Source organism: Pseudoalteromonas sp. SR43-2, from assembly GCF_014163885.1.
Taxonomy (GTDB): domain Bacteria; phylum Pseudomonadota; class Gammaproteobacteria; order Enterobacterales; family Alteromonadaceae; genus Pseudoalteromonas; species Pseudoalteromonas distincta.
This window is the reverse complement of record NZ_JACJED010000005.1, coordinates 112258-129314: the sequence shown is the minus strand read 5'-3', so window position 1 is coordinate 129314 and position 17057 is coordinate 112258. Positions and strand designations below refer to the sequence as shown.

The following is a 17057-nucleotide window of genomic DNA, read 5'->3' as shown; positions in this document are numbered from 1 at the left end:
TAGTATTATTTTGTTAGTTTTAAAATAGCCATTGACCTATGTGTTGCACCTAGGTTTATTATGAAGCTATTCAAACACGACGGAGCTAAATTATGTATGTTAAACAACTCGCCAAGTTAATGGGCGTGACTGCCGATACTGTTCGTCATTACACACGAATTGGGTTACTTCATCCAATACGCAGTGAAGAAAATGGTTATCAAGAATATACAAAGCAAGACCAGCAGCGTTTAAGGTTTATTATTAGCTCTCGTCAACTTGGTTTTTCACTCAAAGATATTCAACACATTATAGGCGAGTCTGAGCAGGGGAATTGTCCTTGTCCGTTAACGCGTAAACTCATTACTAAACGCCTAGAAGAAACCGAAGCACTATTTCAAGAAACATTAAAATTACGAAACAGAATGCATGCAGCTCTGGCGCAATGGGATACATCAGCCGATGGTGCAAATGCCAGTGACGTGTGTAGTTTAATAGAATCTTTTGTTGATCCAATAAACGATTCTGCAAATAAGGAGCAGCGTAATGACGACTAATACAAAAGACACCGCGCAAAACTTTATTATTGAAGGCGCTAATTGCGGCAGTTGTGTGGCTAAAATTGAAAAAGCCCTTAATAGCGTGCAAGGTGCGCAAAATGTAGAAATGAACTTTGCACAGCGTACTGTCCGTGTAGAAGGTAAAGCCCGCGAAAGCACGCTTATTAAAGCAGTCGAAAACATTGGTTATTCAGCTAAGCCAATGAGTAACGAGTCTGATCAAGATGCACTTGATGAAAAAGCAAAGTCGGATGAGGCACATTATAAAAAGCTAATGCGTAATATGATATTAGCGTTAGGAGTCGGTGCGCCGTTAATGATATACGGGCTTATTTTTGATATGAGTGTGACCACCGACACACAACGAATAGCCTGGTTTTTAGTGGGTATAGTCACGCTTGTGGTTATGGCTATATCAGGTAAACAATTTTACAACGGTGCATGGCAGGCATTCAAAAACCATGCTGCCAATATGGATACATTAATAGCGCTTGGTACAGGTACTGCGTGGTTGTATTCAATGTTTGTGGTAATAGCACCAAACTTATTACCACAAGTTGCAAGACACGTATATTTTGAAGCATCATCGATGATCATCGGTTTAATTAGTTTAGGGCTCGCTTTTGAAGTAAAAGCACGTGGGCGCACCTCACAAGCAATTAAACGCTTAATTGGCCTGCAACCAAAAACTGCACGCGTAATTCGCGATGGTCAAGAGCAAGACATCGACATTAGTGATGTTGTAAAAAATGATGAAGTACGCGTACGCCCGGGTGAAAAAATCCCTGTGGATGGCGATGTTATTGAAGGCAGCAGTACGGTTGATGAGTCAATGCTTACTGGTGAGCCAATGGCTGTAAGCAAAAAAACGGGCGATAAAGTCGTTGCCGGAAGTATTAATAAAAGTGGCACTTTATTATTTAAAGCCACGCACATTGGTAGCGAAACCACACTTGCCAATATTATCAATATGGTAAAGCGTGCACAAAACTCAAAGCCATCAATAGGGCGCTTAGCTGATGTTATATCAGGAATATTTGTACCAACAGTCATGATTATTGCGGTGCTTGCAGGCCTTGCATGGTTAAACTTCGGACCTGAGCCATCAATTGCTTATGCCGTTGTTGCGGTTACCACTGTACTTATTATTGCTTGTCCTTGTGCGTTAGGACTCGCAACCCCTATGTCAGTTATGGTGGGTATTGGTAAAGCTGCAGAGTCAGGAATATTAATTCGAAATGGTGAGTCGCTGCAAACAACATCTAAAATCACCACCATGATTTTAGATAAAACAGGCACTATTACTCAAGGCACACCGCAAGTTACCGATGTAGTTACCTTTAACAACAGTGATGAAAATACAGTAATGCAACGTGTCGCAAGCCTTGAAAGTAGCTCAGAGCATCCACTGGCCCAAGCAATTACGGCACACGCTAAAAAGCAGGGCTTAGCTTTAAGTAAAGTAGCCGACTTTAACGCAATTACAGGTAAAGGTGTCACTGGCAGTGTTGACGGGCAAACATTGTTGTTTGGCAATAAAGCGCTAATGGATAAATACAACGTGGCCGTTGATGATGCAACCGAGCAAGCTCAAACACTTGCCAGTGATGCTAAAACACCCATGTATTTTGCAAGTAATAATAAGCTCCACGCTATTATTGCAGTAGCCGATCCTATTAAGGAGGATTCAGTTGAAGCTATTAAACGCCTGCAAGATAAAGGTATCCACCTAGTTATGCTAACAGGTGACAACAAAGCCACTGCACAAGCCGTTGCTAAGCAAGTCGGTATTGATGACTTTATTGCAGAAGTAATGCCCGATGACAAAGTAAACGAAGTAACAAAACGCCAAGCAAATGGTGAAATAGTGGGTATGACAGGTGATGGTATTAACGATGCCCCCGCACTTGCGCAAGCCGACGTAGGATTTGCAATTGGTACAGGTACCGATGTTGCAATAGAAAGTGCAGACATTACCTTAATGCGTGGTTCGTTACATGGCCTTGCTGATGCAATTGCAGTGAGTAATGCAACTATTTCAAATATTAAACAAAACCTATTTGGTGCCTTTATTTATAACGTGGCGGGTATTCCGATTGCAGCCGGCGTGTTGTATCCATTTTTTGGCATACTACTTAACCCTGTTGTTGCAGGTGCAGCTATGGCACTTTCATCGCTTACAGTGGTAAGTAACGCTAATCGCTTACGTTTTTTCAAACCAAATGAATCGTAATTTAAGCTAAGGAGTACATTATGTTGATGATTAATATAGGTGGTGCACTGTTAATAGCCGCAATTATTTATTGGTTTTGGCTATACAAACCAGAGCAAACACAAAGTAATGATAGTCGTTGATAACGGTGTTTATAAGCCAGGACATATTATAGTGGCAGCCAACAAAGAGGTTGTACTTACCTTTGATAGAAAAGACAGCGCGCCGTGCGCCGAAACAGTGGTATTTCCACAGCTTGATATAAGTAAAACGCTGGCAATGGGTGATGGCAATACAGTTAAACTACCTACGCTTGAAGCCGGTGAATACGACTTTCATTGCCAAATGCAAATGTATAAGGGCAAGCTAGTTGCAGAGTAACCTGAACTAAGTAGGTGTTGGGGTCGTATAGTTGCCTTATATAAGCTGTATAAATAGATGAATAGGAGTCGTTATACTAAATGAATAAACTAAACCCTAAAAAATTATTGAATAGTAAATGGACCGCAACACCTGCTATAAATAAAGAAAAACACTTCATTATTGTTGAGGTGGAATTTGATGAAGACGGTAATGTAATTGAATGTATTACCGAGGCTGTTATGTCAAAAAATCAATATCCAATTAGTTGGCGAGATTTAAAAGATAACCAAAAGTGGCTGCAAGGGTGGAAGTAGTTTAAGTCTATATAATTTACCTCACTCCAATAGCTGGCACACGATGTAGGTTTGCTTAACTCAAGCGAACATATGTTTTACAGCGCATTAAATTATGAGTTTAATGCTACAACTTAGCTTTAGCATTGAAACCTTCCTAAATAAATTCGCCATTTGGCAACAAAACAGTTAATTTCAAAATATCTTTCCAAAATTTTTATAATAAATTTCAAAAAAAATCTAACTTACTGATTATAAGTAAATTAATTATTTAATAGCCGCAAATAAATCCGATGTAATTTCCATGTTCATATTCAGTTTATCTTGAAGGCTAACCTAAACGCCCCCTTATTGGCTTTTTAGCAAAAGTGTGTCTTTTTAATTAAACTTAACCAATTGATTTATAATGGTTTATTATTTTTAGTTAAATGACTGTTGCTAAATAGCAACAATAACACCTCCTCAAATTAAGCTTTTCTCGCTTTATATCATTTAACTCATTGTTTTTAAATAATAAATAAAAAGTGGCACCGAAGTTGTAATACCTAGAGTGTATTAAGCAAAACGTGATGAAAGCCAAAGGCCTTAATCGCAACAACCCAATGAAGGAATACTATTATGAAAACATTTCAATCAACATTAGTACTAATGGCGCTAGCTTCTTCATCAGCGGCTTTTGCAGCAACAGATTTTGATACGCTAGACGTAGATGGTAATGGCGCAATCAGCCAAGCCGAAGCATCAGTGGATGCTGAGCTTTTAAGCAAATTTGAAGAACTCGATACAAACCAAGATGGTGAGCTATCTGAAGATGAGTTTTCTAAGGCCTAAAATTAAAGCCTTAAGCAGTTAATGCTCTGTAATGTTATCTAAATTCTGAGTTGCCAAAGACAACCTAAGTAGGCACGGGAGCCTACTAAAAAGAATAACCAGGAAGTGACTAGAGAGCACTATAGAGCAAATTTATTTAGGACGCCGCATACTTTTGAAGGATTAAATTATGAAAAAGCTACAATCAACATTTGTACTTATGGCTATTGTTTCTTCGTCAGTAGTATTTGCAAACACAGACTTTGAAACACGCGACGCAGACGACAACGCTTCAATTAGTCGCTCTGAAGAGTCACTGCAAGTGATAGAGCAATTTGACGAGCTGAATGTTCAAAGTAGCGGTGGTCCGACAGAAAATGATTTTTTTGAATATTAATTTATAGACACTTTACTCCTAAAGGATCTTTGAAAAGGACTTCTTACCTCTAATCAGGTCACCCCTAATCAGGCTCAAAGCCTAAGGAAACGATTATGAAAACATTACACAAAACTTTAGCACTTGTAGCCCTAGCTTCTTCTTCAGCGGCGTTTGCTGCGGTAGATTTTGATTCTTTTGATACTGATGGCGACGGCGTAATTAGTAAAACAGAAGCTCAAGTAAACTCGCAACTAGTACAGCTTTTTGATCAATTAGATACAGATGGAAATGGCGAGTTATCTAAAGAAGAGTTTTCGAAGGTTCAGTAATAAGCTCTATGTAGAACCTTACCAGTCATACTCACAAAGCAGCTAAGTAATTAATACTTAGCTGCTTTTTTGTGCATTTAATTTAATATATTACTTTTTAGTCACCAAAGTAGTGCAAAACTTGAGTTTGAATAGTGTCAAATTACTGATTATTAAGTTATTTTATTGTTGGTTTTAAACTTGCAAATCTATTTATAACTTAGGTTAATGAGTATTTAAAATGGCGCGAATGAGTTATATCAGTAGTGTTGAGCGCTACCACGAATATGAGCATGTAATACACAGTTTACTTGAATCTATTTTAATGAGTATTGAGGACGGATTAACTAAAGAGCGTGATACCCGCTATTTGATTAAGCAGTACCCATTTTTAGAATTACAATATTGTTTGAATGCAGAAGGTTTGCAGCAAGGTAATAATGTCTGCTTTAAACGCGCATACAGCAAAAAATTAGGTGAAAGTGGTAATCAACAAGATTTAAGTGAGCGACCCTATTTTTTGAACGCTAAAGCAAGTGATAAAGTGTGCTTTACTGATCCCTATATTTCTATAGCGACTAACCATTTATGTATATCGGCGATTAAAGAGCTAAAAAAACCAATTAATAATCAACATTACTTGGTCGTTGATGTGAGCTTAACGCAGCTTATTGAGTTTGTAATGGGTGATACTGCGCGCGCTAATATGTCGCCTTACTTCAAGGCGGGTTACGGTATTATTGTGGCGTGCTTATTTTGCTTAGTATTATTTTTACTAAATATCGTTTTTAGTGATATATACGCGCTATTAACTCATGTAGATACCTCATCAGACCCACTTGAACCCTTTAGTATCATTATTTACATCACCTTGGCATTGGCAGTATTTGATTTAGGTAAAACAATACTCGAAGAAGAAATCCTGATGCATAAGGATATTTTTAGGCACTCGTCTACGCGGCGCACTATCACACGGTTTATCTCTACTGTGTTGATTGCTATATCAATTGAGGCGCTGTTAACTATGTTTAAAGCGGCTTTGGGGCAATCGGAGTATTTAATGCCTGCCATAGCGATGATGCTGGCAGTAGTAGGGCTTTTAATTGCACTGGCTATTTATGTTTATTTAGGGGCAAAGGCCGAAACGCTATTAATGCGCGCTCGTTTAAAACAAAAATCCTCCAAGTAGGAGGATTTTTATATTACATAACTCTATTTAATAACTATTTAATAGCTATTTAATAGCTATTTAATAGCTATTTATTGCTTATCTTGCGCGCGTTTGGCTTTAAAGTCAGACTCGCTCGTCCATTTTGGCCAATCGCCATTATTTGCAAGCTGTGTGGCTATATCAACAATAAGATCTATATCTTGCTTAACACCAACTAACGACCAATCAGCTGAGTAGTCGTCTGCTTCTTTATGGTATTTATGCGCAATGTACTCAGGGTCGGTATCGCCCAGACTCATAAATAATAAACTAGGCACGCCTTGCTTAGAAAGCGAGAAATGATCAGATCTAAAAAACAAGCCATTTTGCGGGCGAGGATCCATTTTAACAACACGGCCTTGTGATTTTGCAGCCTTTGCTAAATAGTTTTCCATTGTCGATAAATCTTTACCGTATTGTAAAATGTAGTCAGTGCCATCAAGCACGTTCATGCCATCAATATTTAATAAACCGACCATTTGTTTTGTAGGTACAACCGCACCCGATGCAAACTCTTCAGAACCAATTAACCCTGTTTCTTCTGCTGTAAAGTTAGCAAAAATAATTGAGCGTTTAAATGGTTTTTGCTTGTTCATTTTGCTCATTATACGTGCTATTTCAAGCGTGGCTGCAGTGCCTGAAGCGTTATCTACCGCGCCGTTATAAATCTTAGGGCCGGTATCAGTTTGTTTAGTACCAAAGTGGTCCCAGTGAGCGCTGACAACAACGTATTCGTCAGGTGATTCGCTACCTGTAATTTGTGCAACTACGTTATGCGATTTGGCATGTGATACTTCGTTTTTAAAGGCTAGGTTTGCTTTTAAGTTAAGTGGCATCGCTTTAAAGTCATCATTTAATGCTGCTTGTTTTAAATCTTGGTAGTTAAGCTTTGCGGCGTTAAACATTTTCTCAGTCGCATCAAGTGTTAGCCAGCCCATAACCGGTAATTTAGACGCGTTTAAATTGTTATCCATTAACGTGTATTTAGTGCCGGTGTTTGAACTTTCAACTACGCCCCAAGGATATGCCGCAGGTGCTGTTTCATGAACAATAAATACAGCCTTTGCACCTTGGCGAGCGGCTTCTTCATATTTATAAGTCCAACGACCGTAGTAGGTCATTGCATTACCAGTAAAAAGGGCGTCGTTTTGAGTAGCAAAGCCTGGATCGTTAACTAGCACAACCACAGTTTTACCAGTTACATCGATATTTTTATAGTCATTCCAGTTATATTCTGGTGCATTAATACCATAGCCCGCAAATACAACGTCAGAATTGCGTACATCAATTAATGGCTGAAGTTGCTCGGTACGTGCGGTAAAGTCTTTACCTGATTCAAAGCTTAAATCACCTACCTTTAACTGCATATCCTGATTAGCTGTCACCATTGCCATTTTTACAGGCTGTAAGTATTTACCTTTATAAGCACCGGTTAAACCCAGCGCTTTATATTGCTCGCTTAAGTAGCCTACGGTTTTTACTTCACCATGAGTAAGCGGGCCTCGGCCTTCAAAGTCATCAGAGGCTAGCGTTTTAATATGCTGTTTAATATTGCTAAGGCTTACACCTGCTGTATTTTCTAATGGAGTTTGTTCGCTTGCAGGCTCTGAGCAGCCAAAGAGTGCAACTAGCAAGCTTAGGCTAGCGCTTTTTAAAAGAGTAGATGCCATAGTCTTCATATTGTTATTTAATTAGGCTTTCAATATAAAGGAAGCACCGCAGCGATGTCGAATTTTTATAGAGAACTTTTCATTCAATTGCAGATTGATTTTATAAAGTGTATAAATAACGAACAACCTAAAGGAGCACATAATGGGCCAATGTAAAAAAAGTGGGTATTTATTTATAGCTAGTGGCATTGCATTTTTTGCTGCTGCAATATTAGCTGAGCAGGAGACATTTTTTGTGCTGTCTGCTTCTTTTATAATACTGGGCACTAAAAGCAAAAAACCAGCATTAGCTGGTTTTTTTGCATAGGTTGCAGTTAGCTTTATGCGTCTGCAAGTTTTACGCGGATCTTACTTTTATCAACAGTAGATTGGTTAAGTGCAGTAATTGCGCTTTTACTTTCTATGTCGTTTGGCATTTCTACAAAGGCAAAACCTTTAGATTGGCCAGTTTCTTTATCAAGTACCAAGTTACAAGTAGTCACTTTACCGTGCTCTGCAAATAAAGTACGAAGCTCATGCTCAGTGGTAGCACGAGACAAGTTACGAACTAATAGTTTCATAATGAACCTAAATAATTATGTCAGTATTAATTATCTCAAGTAACTCAGGTTTAACCTAATTTTATTTTAAAACAAATATAAATAAACACTCTATAGAAATAATTTTTTGTATCGCTTTGAAAATAATAGATTTTATAATTAAATTTAAAATATTAGTAAATTGGTAATATTAATTGGTAATTGAATCGTGGCTATTTTTACAATAAATTGGTAAATTCATATTTAATTAACTTACTATTAACCGCAGAACTAGTCATGTCTAAATATACCCTTAAACCGTGCAATACAGTTACAGCTATACTTCTATCTTGTTTAGTTACTGGTTGTGGCAGCTCAGGCTCTGATCCTACGGTGCAAAATAATGAAGCGATTTCTTCACAAACTCCTGCAACAATTGCTGGTAACACTCTAGGTGAAGTTATTAGCGATAGTAATGATGCAATAACAGGCTCGTTAACTATTACGGATCAACAATCAGGTGAAGCTGCTTTTGTAGCACAAGAAAATAGCGCTACAAGCTATGGTTTTTTTAGCTTAAATGCTGGTGGAGATTGGTCATACACACTTGACGATTTAAACGCTTCAATAACATCTTTAAGTGAAAGTGAAACACTACAAGATACAATAACAGTAAACTCTGTAGATGGTACCAGCGCACAAATTATCATAACAATTGTAGGTGCACCAATAGCTCAAGCTGATGGCTTTGAGAAAATATCACACGTTTTATTGCGATCAGATGGCGTTAATTCGGGGCTTGGCGCATACACGCTTATTGAAAATACCTTCGGCGAAGGGTCAATTGAATCTCCAGACTTATATGGTGGCAATCATCAAAGTGTTGTCCATATTATTGAAGATACCGATACGATAATTGGTAACCATTTTGTCTTTTTAGCTCACCGAGATGATGACCAAGATAAAGACAAAGGCGTAAGTGATAGACAACGTAACGAAATAAAAACCTACGATAAATCACCACAAGAAACACTGGCGTTTGAGGGTGAGACATTTCAATATAGCTGGAAATTTAAAGTAAGCAGCGAGCTTGAGCTTACGAGTAAGTTTAGCCATTTTTTTCAAATAAAAGCCCGTAACGAAAGTAACGACAACACCAATGGTAATGACGATCAGCCTATTATTACGCTCTCGGGTGCGCAAAAAAATAGTACAGGTAACCAGCTGCAAGTGCGATATAGTGCAGGCTTTGACGAAAACGGTATCAGCACAGGGCTTGATAAAAACCTCATTGAAACCGACTGGTCACTCATTACAGATGAATGGGTCGAGGTATTTGTACAAGCTACATTTAGTGAAAATGGCAAGTTTGATATGACGTTAACGCGCTTAAGCGATAATGCAGAGATATTTAATATAAGCGAGCAAAACATAGATATGTGGCGCGGCTTTAGTGATGCTGATTTTGCTCGTCCTAAGTGGGGAATATACCGCTCAATTGTTGAAACCGACAGCCTTCGCGCTGATGAAGAACGTGTTAGGTTTGCTGATTTATCTATTACAAAAGGTAAGATAGCGCAGTAAGCTATTTTATCAATTAGCATGAAAAAGCCGTTAATGATTATGCATCATTAACGGCTTTTTTAATTTTTTGATAAAAGTGATTACTTCACTTCTTTACCCGCTGCTTGTTGATCAGCATGGTAGCTTGAACGTACAAACGGGCCAGAAGCCGCGTGAGTAAAGCCAATTTCGTCTGCATACGCTTTTAAGCCGTCAAACTCTACTGGTGGCACGTAGCGCTTAACCGGTAAGTGATGCTTAGAAGGTTGTAGGTACTGGCCTACAGTTAGCATATCAACGTTGTGAGCACGTAAATCGCGAAGTACTTCTTCAATTTCGCTAATTTCTTCACCTAAACCAACCATTAAGCCTGATTTAGTTTTTACTTCTGGGTGAGCTTCTTTAAAGCGACGAAGTAACTCTAATGACCATTTATAGTCAGCACCTGGACGAGCTAGTTTGTATAAACGTGGCGCAGTTTCAAGATTGTGGTTAAACACATCTGGTGGCGTCTCGATTAATATCTCTAGTGCGCGGTCCATACGACCACGAAAATCAGGTACTAAAATTTCGATAGTAATAGTTGGATTATGTTTACGAATCTCGCGAATACAATCGGCAAAATGCTGTGCACCACCATCACGTAAATCATCACGGTCAACTGAAGTGATTACAACGTAGCTTAGCTTCATATCTTTAATAGTAAGTGCTAGCTTTTCAGGTTCAGTGGCATCAGGTTTTAATGGGCGACCATGAGCAACATCACAAAATGGGCAACGACGAGTACAAATTGCACCTAAAATCATAAAGGTAGCTGTACCGTGGTTAAAACATTCAGATAGGTTAGGGCACGAAGCTTCTTCACATACCGAGTGTAAGCCATGCTTACGTAGCGCTTTTTTAATACCGTCAATACGATCGGTTGATTTAGGTAAGCGAATTTTTAACCATTCTGGCTTACGCAACATTTCAGTTTTTTCTGTAGGTAAAACTTTTACTGGGATCAACGCCATTTTTTCTGCGTCGCGTAGTTTTACACCTGGTTCCATTTTGACTGGTTTATTCATTCGTTTTCAAACCCTTCAGTATGCTTAACCTGTGTTGCATTAAGCTTCTTGATCATGTGTTTCACCAATCCTTCACCCGCACTTTCTAGGTTTTGAGGACCATCTAATTCTTTAGTTTGCACCATATTCATGCCCGCATAACCACATGGGTTAATGCGTAAAAATGGACTTAGGTCCATGTTAACATTTAATGCTAAGCCATGAAACGAGCAACCACGACGAACCCTTAACCCAAGGGATGCAATTTTACTGTCATTAACGTATACACCTGGTGCATCAGCTTTAGCATAAGCTTCAATACCATACTCGGCGAGTGATTCAATAATACACTCTTCAAGCCACGTAACCAGTTCACGTACACCAATCTTTAAACGACGTAGATTAAATAATACATACATCATTTGCTGGCCAGGGCCGTGGTAAGTTACTTGCCCGCCACGGTCAACTTTAATCACCTCAATGTCGCCAGGAGCTAGTAAGTGTTCGTCCTTACCAGCCTGACCTTGGGTGAATACACTCTCGTGCTCTACAAGCCAAATTTCATCTGGCGTATTTTCATCACGGGTGTCGGTAAAGTCCTGCATTTTTTGCCAAATTGGCATATAACGCTGACGACCCAGTTGGCGTACGATCAAAGTGTTTTCGTTCACAACAAATCTCAACTATGGATTAAAGCATGTGGCGTACGTCATCAATATTGCTGATCACGTTGTAAATTTCTTCAATGTGTTTGCCACTAGTAACTGTTGCTACAAGGCTTACTGACTCGTAATTACCTTTGCTGCTTGGTTTTACTTTAGGGGCGTAATCGCCAGGTGCTATTGGTTGTAACTTAGCTAAAATTTGATCAGTTAAGTTTACGTTAGCTAAACCCATTATTCTGAATGTAAATGGGCAAGGGTACTCTAGGTACTCATCAAATTTAGTATCTTTAACAGGTTGAACCACGACGGTGACTCCTCATACAAAAGTGTGGACTCTATGCAAGCTTGAAGCTTAATACAGATAGGCAATTAGCAGTCTTGCTTATATGGGGCGCATTCTAACATTTTTCAAGCAAAAAAAAACGCCTCACAGTGGAGACGTTTAAATTAGTTACCTAGTTAATAGGGGAGATATAAGTTACTGCATGATCTGTAAGCGTAAGTAATCATAAATTTTGCTAAAGAAGCTGCCTTCTTCCACTTCTTCAAGTGTAACTAGTGGGTATTGAGCAATATCTTCGCCCTCTAGTTGTAAGAATAACGTACCTACTTTAGTACCTTTAGCAAGTGGTGCTTCAAGCGTATTATCTAGCTCAAAGTTAGCTTTAAGGTTTTTATGCTGACCACGTGGGATAGTAATTGGTGTATCTTCTAAAATACCTAAAGATACGTTCTCTTTGTTACCCATCCAAATACGTTGTTCTGCAAAGCTATCGCCTGCTTTGTACGGAGTAATTGTTTCATAAAAACGAAAACCATAGTTAAGTAGCTTTTTACTTTCTACTTTACGAGCTCGTTCGCTTGAGGTACCCATAACAACAGCAATTAAACGCATATCGTTTTTAGTTGCTGAGGTAACTAGGCTGTAACCAGCTTCTGATGTATGCCCTGTTTTAATGCCGTCAACATCTAAGCTTTCATCCCATAATAATGAGTTACGGTTATATTGCTTAATGCCGTTGTAAGTAAACGATTTTTGCTTATAAAGTGCATATTCATCTGGTACATCACGAATAAGTGCAGCACCAAGTGTCGCCATATCGCGTGGAGTTGTGAAGTGCTCGTCAGTATCAAGGCCGTGGCTGTTGATAAAGTGACTGTTGCTCATACCTAATTTAGCAGCATGGGCATTCATTAAATCAGCAAATGCACTTTCGCTTCCAGCAATATGCTCAGCCATTGCTACACATGCATCATTACCTGATTGAATAATAATACCGTGGTTAAGCTCATCAACACTAATTTGTTTACCTACTTCAATAAACATCTTTGAAGATTCTGGAAAGTTTTTAGCCCATGCTTTTTCGCTTACCGTTACCATATCGGTAGTGGCAATATTACCTGCTTTAATTTCAGTACCAATTACATAACTGGTCATCATTTTAGTTAAACTTGCAGGTGCTAGCTGTGTATCGGCTTCACCTTCAGCAATAACTTTACCTGTTGTAAAGTCGACTAAAAAATAACCTTTCGCATTAACTTGAGGTGGTGCCGGAATAATTTGGGCGCTGGCTGAGAATACGGCGGCTGTACAAACTAGGCCGCATACACCTTTGAGGATTTTATGTTTAATAGATTTCATCATACTCATTAATGGTTAAAGTTAAAGATTCGCGTTACGCCATTTTATACCCAAACTACCCCGAGATGCGAGCATCTTGGGCTGGTTTGGGTATTAGTCTTACTGAGTGTAAAGCAAGAACGCGTTTTGAAATTGATTTTGTTTTAATTTTTTTAATACTTCGTCTGCATGAGGGGTGTCTTTTATTGGCCCTAAATGCAATCTGTAAATATCGTCTTTTTGAACGATATTTGTTGGTAATTTGTATTGCTCTCGCAATGTACTGGCAAGTGCTTCAATGTTAGCAAGTGTACTACCTGCAGCTACCTGAATATAGGTTTGACGCGCAGTTGCGCCGGCAAGCGTAACGGCCTCTAGCTTAACCTTTGCTGTACCATGGGTGTAGTAGCCAAGCTTATAAGCGGCTGCGTACGAAAGATCAATTATTCTATCGTCATGAAACGGGCCACGGTCGTTCACGCGTACTATTACCGACTTACCATTTGCTGTATTGGTTACTCTAACAAAGCTAGGTAGGGGGAGCGTTTTATGCGCTGCGGTCATCGCAAACATATCATACGTTTCACCATTTGAGGTGTGATAACCATGAAATTTACGACCATACCAAGAGGCAATGCCTTCCTCACTATAACCCGTCTCATCAAGCATGGGCGAATAGCTTTTACCAAGCACTGTGTATGGGCGGCTAGCGCTAGCGCTTTTAGTGGTTTCAGTAACTATAGCGTCTTGCATCTCAAGTGTAGTTGGGGCTCTTAATGGCGCTGCATCATGACGCATACTATAACGGCTACTAGAACCGCTACTACAAGCACTTAAAAGCAAAATTAATAACGTGGTAAATATAAGCTGATTTGTGTGTCGCATTATTTTAAAAGCATCCTTTTATCTGTCGCGATTGACATAATAATGCCAAATCCTGCCATTAACGTCACCATCGATGTACCACCATAACTAATCAGTGGTAAAGGTACGCCTACAACAGGTAATAAACCCGATACCATGCCTATGTTTACGAATACATATACAAAAAAGGTGAGGGTGAGTGCGCCTGCGAGCAATTTACCAAATGCATCTTGTGCATTAACAGCAATGTATAAACCACGACCAATAATAAATAAGTACAGGCTAAGTAAAACACATACGCCGAATAAGCCAAATTCTTCGCTTAAAACCGAAAATATAAAGTCGGTGTGGCGCTCTGGCAAAAACTCTAATTGCGATTGTGTACCAAGCAACCAGCCTTTACCTTCTATGCCGCCTGATCCAATAGCAATTTTCGATTGAATAATATGATAACCCGAACCAAGCGGATCGCTCTCAGGGTCTAAAAAGGTGAGTACACGTTGTTTTTGATAATCGTGCATACCGTAGTGCCAAAATGGCCATGCAGCAAGCGCTACAATCGAGCTTAAAAAGCCTATTAAACGCCAACTCAACCCAGACAAAAATAATACAAATATACCTGAGCTTGCAATAAGTATAGCGGTACCTAAGTCGGGTTGTTCTTTAATTAATAATGTAGGGAGCATTACAATCATAAAACCAATAATTAAATGTAGCGGGCGAGGTGGTAAGTGGTTTCTACCTATATACCAAGCTACCATCATCGGGACAGCCAACTTCATTAATTCTGCAGGTTGAAATCGTGTCACCCCTAAATTGAGCCAACGCTGCGCGCCTTTTGAGCTTACACCAAATAAAAGTACACCGACTAGCATTAATAACCCAACACAATAAAGTGGGATCACTAACCGCTTTAACGTGGCAGGCGAAAACTGGGCTAAAACAATCATAGCAACAACCGCACCGCCCATGCGGGTCATGTGCCTAATCATCATAGAAGACTCTTGCCCGCTTGCGCTGTAAACAACCATTATGCTGCCAGCCATCATTATAAGTAGTGCAATAAGCAGCGGTAGGTCTAGGTGCATACGCATCCAAATAGAGCGTTTATCGTGCAAAGCGGTCATGGTGTCTCGTTCCTTGCAAGATTAACAGGATTGGCTGCAAAGTAGTAATCCATAAGTTGGCGAGCTATTTGAATGCCGCCGTGGTTGTTTTCTAACACAACAGAAACCACAATTTTAGGATCGCTATAAGGTGCAAAGCCTACATAAATTGTATTATCGCGTTGGCGCTCTTTAAGAGATTCTGCATCGTAGCGTTCACCTTGGGCAATACTAACTACTTGCGCGGTACCGGTTTTACCAGCCGAGTCGTAGTTAGTCCCTTTAAATGCTTTGTGGGCTGTGCCTGATATTTTTTGTACTGTATTATGCATTGCATCTAACGATACTTGCCAATGGCGCGGATCTTTTAAAATAACTGGGGGTTTTTCTTCGTTGTTAATTTGCGTTATGTCGTTATCTTTTTTTATCACTTGCACCAAATGAGGGGGGTGATTAATACCACGATTAACTAATATGTTAGTTGCATTTGCAATTTGAATAGGTGTGGCAGTCCAATAACCTTGGCCAATGCCTACAGAAATTGTGTCACCAGGCCACCAAGACTCTTTAAAGCGTCCTTCTTTCCATTCTTTTGAAGGTAGAATAGCAGTAGTTTCTTCGTGAATATCAATACCTGACAAATCACCGTAGCCAAAACGGGCCATAAAATCGCTTATTTTAGTAATGCCTAATCGATAAGCCGCATCGTAAAAATAGGTATCACACGACTCTTCAATGGCTTTGTATACATCTACATGACCATGGCCCCAACGTTTCCAATCTCGCCATTTATGCTCTACGTTTCGTATTTCAAAAAAGCCTGGATCCCACATTGATGTTGTTTCATTTACTATATTTTCTTCAAGCGCTAATACAGCCATTAAGGGCTTTACAGTAGAGGCCGGCGCATAACGACCTTGCGTAGTACGGTTTATTAATGGCCGGTCTTGGTTAAGCAGCGCTTTATAATTTTTGCTGCTGATGCCGTGTACAAATAAGTTTGGATCGTAACTTGGGTTTGAATAAAGTGCCAGCACGCCGCCATCTTTGGCGTCCATAACTACAACAGCGCCGCGCATATCTTTAAGCGCGTGTTGTGCTATTTGTTGCAAGCCAACGTCTAAAGTAAGTACTAAGTCGCTACCAGGTTGCGGTTGGGTCATGCTCAGGGTGCGTATTACACGGCCACGGTTATTAACTTCTACCCGTTGTGAGCCTACTTTACCGTGCAGTGTTTCTTCGTAATATTTTTCTATGCCGAGTTTGCCAATATCATGTGTGGCGCGGTAATTGGTTGCACGGTCTTCTTGTTCTAATTGGTTTAGCTCTTTTCTATTAAGCTTGGCAACGTAACCGAGCGCATGCGTTAGTGTGTCGCCAAATGGGTAGTAGCGTGCAAGGCGTGCCTCAATGCTAAAACCAGGGAATTTATGTTGATTAACCGAAAATTTCGCCACTTCTGTTTCGTCTAAGCGGGCTTTTAATACTTGTGATTTAAAACGGCGGGTGTGTTTTATATCTTTTAAAAAGTCTTGTTTGTCTTGCTCTGTAATCGCAATTATTTTACTTATTTGATCAAGCGATTCGTCAAGGTCGTCTACCTCTTCGGGGATGACTTCAAGGTTGTAAACCGGTTTGTTTTCAGCAAGTAGCACACCGTTACGGTCGTAAATTAAACCACGGTTGGGTGCAATAGGAATAACTTTAATGCGATTATCGTTGGAGCGGGTTTGGTAGTCTTGGTGATCTTCGACCTGAATAGTATAAAGATTAGAAAGCAATACTGCGACTAATCCTAATACAAAAACAAAACCCACGAATGCTCGCCTAGCAAATAAGTTTGCTTCTGCGGAGTGGTCACGAATAGTGGGTCTATGTTTTAGCATGGCA

Annotated in this window: 18 protein-coding genes and 1 pseudogene; 10 read left to right on the top strand and 9 right to left on the bottom strand. The window is 39.6% G+C overall.

What is annotated here, in order from left to right; genetic code table 11:
- Positions 1–92 precede the first annotated feature (92 nt).
- The 8 genes and pseudogenes from H5120_RS06175 to H5120_RS06140 all read left to right on the top strand — a co-directional run bounded on the left by H5120_RS06175 (position 93) and on the right by H5120_RS06140 (position 6093).
- Complete coding sequence (locus H5120_RS06175) at positions 93–536, top strand: MerR family transcriptional regulator (RefSeq protein ID WP_182673882.1); 444 nt, start codon at positions 93–95, stop codon at positions 534–536.
- On the top strand, positions 526–2772 hold the full coding sequence (locus H5120_RS06170; protein WP_182673881.1) for a heavy metal translocating P-type ATPase: 2247 nt from the start codon (positions 526–528) through the stop codon (positions 2770–2772). The genes H5120_RS06175 and H5120_RS06170 overlap by 11 nt, the downstream gene beginning before the upstream one ends.
- Positions 2773–2792: 20 nt before the next feature.
- Positions 2793–3132, top strand: a pseudogene (locus H5120_RS06165) (cupredoxin domain-containing protein).
- Between the two features lie 80 nt (positions 3133–3212).
- Positions 3213–3428: a TIGR02450 family Trp-rich protein gene (locus tag H5120_RS06160; protein ID WP_002958506.1), complete on the top strand. Its 216-nt coding sequence runs from the start codon at positions 3213–3215 to the stop codon at positions 3426–3428.
- Between the two features lie 597 nt (positions 3429–4025).
- A complete protein-coding gene (locus H5120_RS06155) occupies positions 4026–4238 on the top strand; it encodes a calmodulin (RefSeq protein ID WP_007585535.1) in 213 nt (70 codons plus the stop codon).
- Positions 4239–4407: 169 nt separating this feature from the next.
- The gene (locus H5120_RS06150) at positions 4408–4614 is read left to right on the top strand and encodes a calmodulin (protein WP_182673880.1); all 207 of its coding nucleotides are present in this window, start codon (positions 4408–4410) and stop codon (positions 4612–4614) included.
- 95 nt (positions 4615–4709) lie between these two features.
- The gene (locus H5120_RS06145) at positions 4710–4925 is read left to right on the top strand and encodes an EF-hand domain-containing protein (protein ID WP_024597051.1); all 216 of its coding nucleotides are present in this window, start codon (positions 4710–4712) and stop codon (positions 4923–4925) included.
- A gap of 220 nt (positions 4926–5145) precedes the next feature.
- Positions 5146–6093 (top strand): PDC sensor domain-containing protein, encoded by a 948-nt coding sequence (locus H5120_RS06140; RefSeq protein WP_024603579.1) that lies wholly within the window; start codon positions 5146–5148, stop codon positions 6091–6093.
- A gap of 71 nt (positions 6094–6164) precedes the next feature.
- Here the strand turns inward: H5120_RS06140 and H5120_RS06135 are convergent, their stop codons facing one another.
- A complete protein-coding gene (locus H5120_RS06135) occupies positions 6165–7784 on the bottom strand; it encodes a M28 family metallopeptidase (protein ID WP_182673879.1) in 1620 nt (539 codons plus the stop codon).
- A gap of 142 nt (positions 7785–7926) precedes the next feature.
- On the opposite strand from H5120_RS06135, the gene H5120_RS06130 reads away from it, so the two are divergent.
- Positions 7927–8091 (top strand): hypothetical protein, encoded by a 165-nt coding sequence (locus H5120_RS06130; RefSeq protein WP_182673878.1) that lies wholly within the window; start codon positions 7927–7929, stop codon positions 8089–8091.
- Between the two features lie 13 nt (positions 8092–8104).
- Here the strand turns inward: H5120_RS06130 and H5120_RS06125 are convergent, their stop codons facing one another.
- Positions 8105–8344 (bottom strand): RNA-binding protein, encoded by a 240-nt coding sequence (locus tag H5120_RS06125; protein ID WP_002958513.1) that lies wholly within the window; start codon positions 8342–8344, stop codon positions 8105–8107.
- A 255-nt stretch (positions 8345–8599) separates the two neighbouring features.
- Here H5120_RS06125 and H5120_RS06120 point away from each other — a divergent pair, with 255 nt between their 5' ends.
- Positions 8600–9886: a VCBS domain-containing protein gene (locus H5120_RS06120; RefSeq protein WP_182673877.1), complete on the top strand. Its 1287-nt coding sequence runs from the start codon at positions 8600–8602 to the stop codon at positions 9884–9886.
- Between the two features lie 80 nt (positions 9887–9966).
- Here the strand turns inward: H5120_RS06120 and lipA are convergent, their stop codons facing one another.
- From lipA to mrdA, 7 genes are all read right to left on the bottom strand, one after another.
- Positions 9967–10932 carry a lipoyl synthase gene (gene lipA / locus H5120_RS06115; RefSeq protein WP_002958515.1) on the bottom strand — a complete coding sequence of 322 codons (966 nt, stop codon included), beginning with the start codon at positions 10930–10932 and terminating at the stop codon, positions 9967–9969.
- Positions 10929–11582, bottom strand: coding sequence for a lipoyl(octanoyl) transferase LipB (gene lipB / locus H5120_RS06110; protein ID WP_010554695.1), 654 nt, complete (start codon positions 11580–11582; stop codon positions 10929–10931). The genes lipA and lipB overlap by 4 nt, the downstream gene beginning before the upstream one ends.
- Before the next feature lie 19 nt (positions 11583–11601).
- Positions 11602–11880 (bottom strand): DUF493 family protein YbeD, encoded by a 279-nt coding sequence (gene ybeD, locus H5120_RS06105; protein WP_002958517.1) that lies wholly within the window; start codon positions 11878–11880, stop codon positions 11602–11604.
- A gap of 174 nt (positions 11881–12054) precedes the next feature.
- Entirely contained in the window at positions 12055–13218 is a 1164-nt protein-coding gene (locus H5120_RS06100; RefSeq protein WP_002958518.1) for a serine hydrolase, read from the bottom strand.
- Between the two features lie 99 nt (positions 13219–13317).
- Entirely contained in the window at positions 13318–14082 is a 765-nt protein-coding gene (locus H5120_RS06095; protein ID WP_182671322.1) for a septal ring lytic transglycosylase RlpA family protein, read from the bottom strand.
- Positions 14082–15188, bottom strand: a complete 1107-nt coding sequence (gene rodA / locus H5120_RS06090) for a rod shape-determining protein RodA (RefSeq protein ID WP_182671323.1) — start codon at positions 15186–15188, stop codon at positions 14082–14084. The genes H5120_RS06095 and rodA overlap by 1 nt, the downstream gene beginning before the upstream one ends.
- Positions 15185–17053, bottom strand: a complete 1869-nt coding sequence (gene mrdA / locus H5120_RS06085; RefSeq protein ID WP_039489318.1) for a penicillin-binding protein 2 — start codon at positions 17051–17053, stop codon at positions 15185–15187. The genes rodA and mrdA overlap by 4 nt, the downstream gene beginning before the upstream one ends.
- Between the last annotated feature and the right edge of the window lie 4 nt (positions 17054–17057).

Bases quoted from the DNA above. Each gene is read 5' to 3' on its own strand.
- H5120_RS06175 (WP_182673882.1), top strand. From the start codon at position 93: ATGTATGTTAAACAACTCGCCAAGTTAATGGGCGTGACTGCCGATACT.
- H5120_RS06170 (WP_182673881.1), top strand. From the start codon at position 526: ATGACGACTAATACAAAAGACACCGCGCAAAACTTTATTATTGAAGGC.
- H5120_RS06160 (WP_002958506.1), top strand. From the start codon at position 3,213: ATGAATAAACTAAACCCTAAAAAATTATTGAATAGTAAATGGACCGCA.
- H5120_RS06155 (WP_007585535.1), top strand. From the start codon at position 4,026: ATGAAAACATTTCAATCAACATTAGTACTAATGGCGCTAGCTTCTTCA.
- H5120_RS06150 (WP_182673880.1), top strand. From the start codon at position 4,408: ATGAAAAAGCTACAATCAACATTTGTACTTATGGCTATTGTTTCTTCG.
- H5120_RS06145 (WP_024597051.1), top strand. From the start codon at position 4,710: ATGAAAACATTACACAAAACTTTAGCACTTGTAGCCCTAGCTTCTTCT.
- H5120_RS06140 (WP_024603579.1), top strand. From the start codon at position 5,146: ATGGCGCGAATGAGTTATATCAGTAGTGTTGAGCGCTACCACGAATAT.
- H5120_RS06135 (WP_182673879.1), bottom strand. From the start codon at position 7,784: ATGGCATCTACTCTTTTAAAAAGCGCTAGCCTAAGCTTGCTAGTTGCA.
- H5120_RS06130 (WP_182673878.1), top strand. From the start codon at position 7,927: ATGGGCCAATGTAAAAAAAGTGGGTATTTATTTATAGCTAGTGGCATT.
- H5120_RS06125 (WP_002958513.1), bottom strand. From the start codon at position 8,344: ATGAAACTATTAGTTCGTAACTTGTCTCGTGCTACCACTGAGCATGAG.
- H5120_RS06120 (WP_182673877.1), top strand. From the start codon at position 8,600: ATGTCTAAATATACCCTTAAACCGTGCAATACAGTTACAGCTATACTT.
- lipA (WP_002958515.1), bottom strand. From the start codon at position 10,932: ATGAATAAACCAGTCAAAATGGAACCAGGTGTAAAACTACGCGACGCA.
- H5120_RS06100 (WP_002958518.1), bottom strand. From the start codon at position 13,218: ATGAAATCTATTAAACATAAAATCCTCAAAGGTGTATGCGGCCTAGTT.
- H5120_RS06095 (WP_182671322.1), bottom strand. From the start codon at position 14,082: ATGCGACACACAAATCAGCTTATATTTACCACGTTATTAATTTTGCTT.
- rodA (WP_182671323.1), bottom strand. From the start codon at position 15,188: ATGACCGCTTTGCACGATAAACGCTCTATTTGGATGCGTATGCACCTA.
- mrdA (WP_039489318.1), bottom strand. From the start codon at position 17,053: ATGCTAAAACATAGACCCACTATTCGTGACCACTCCGCAGAAGCAAAC.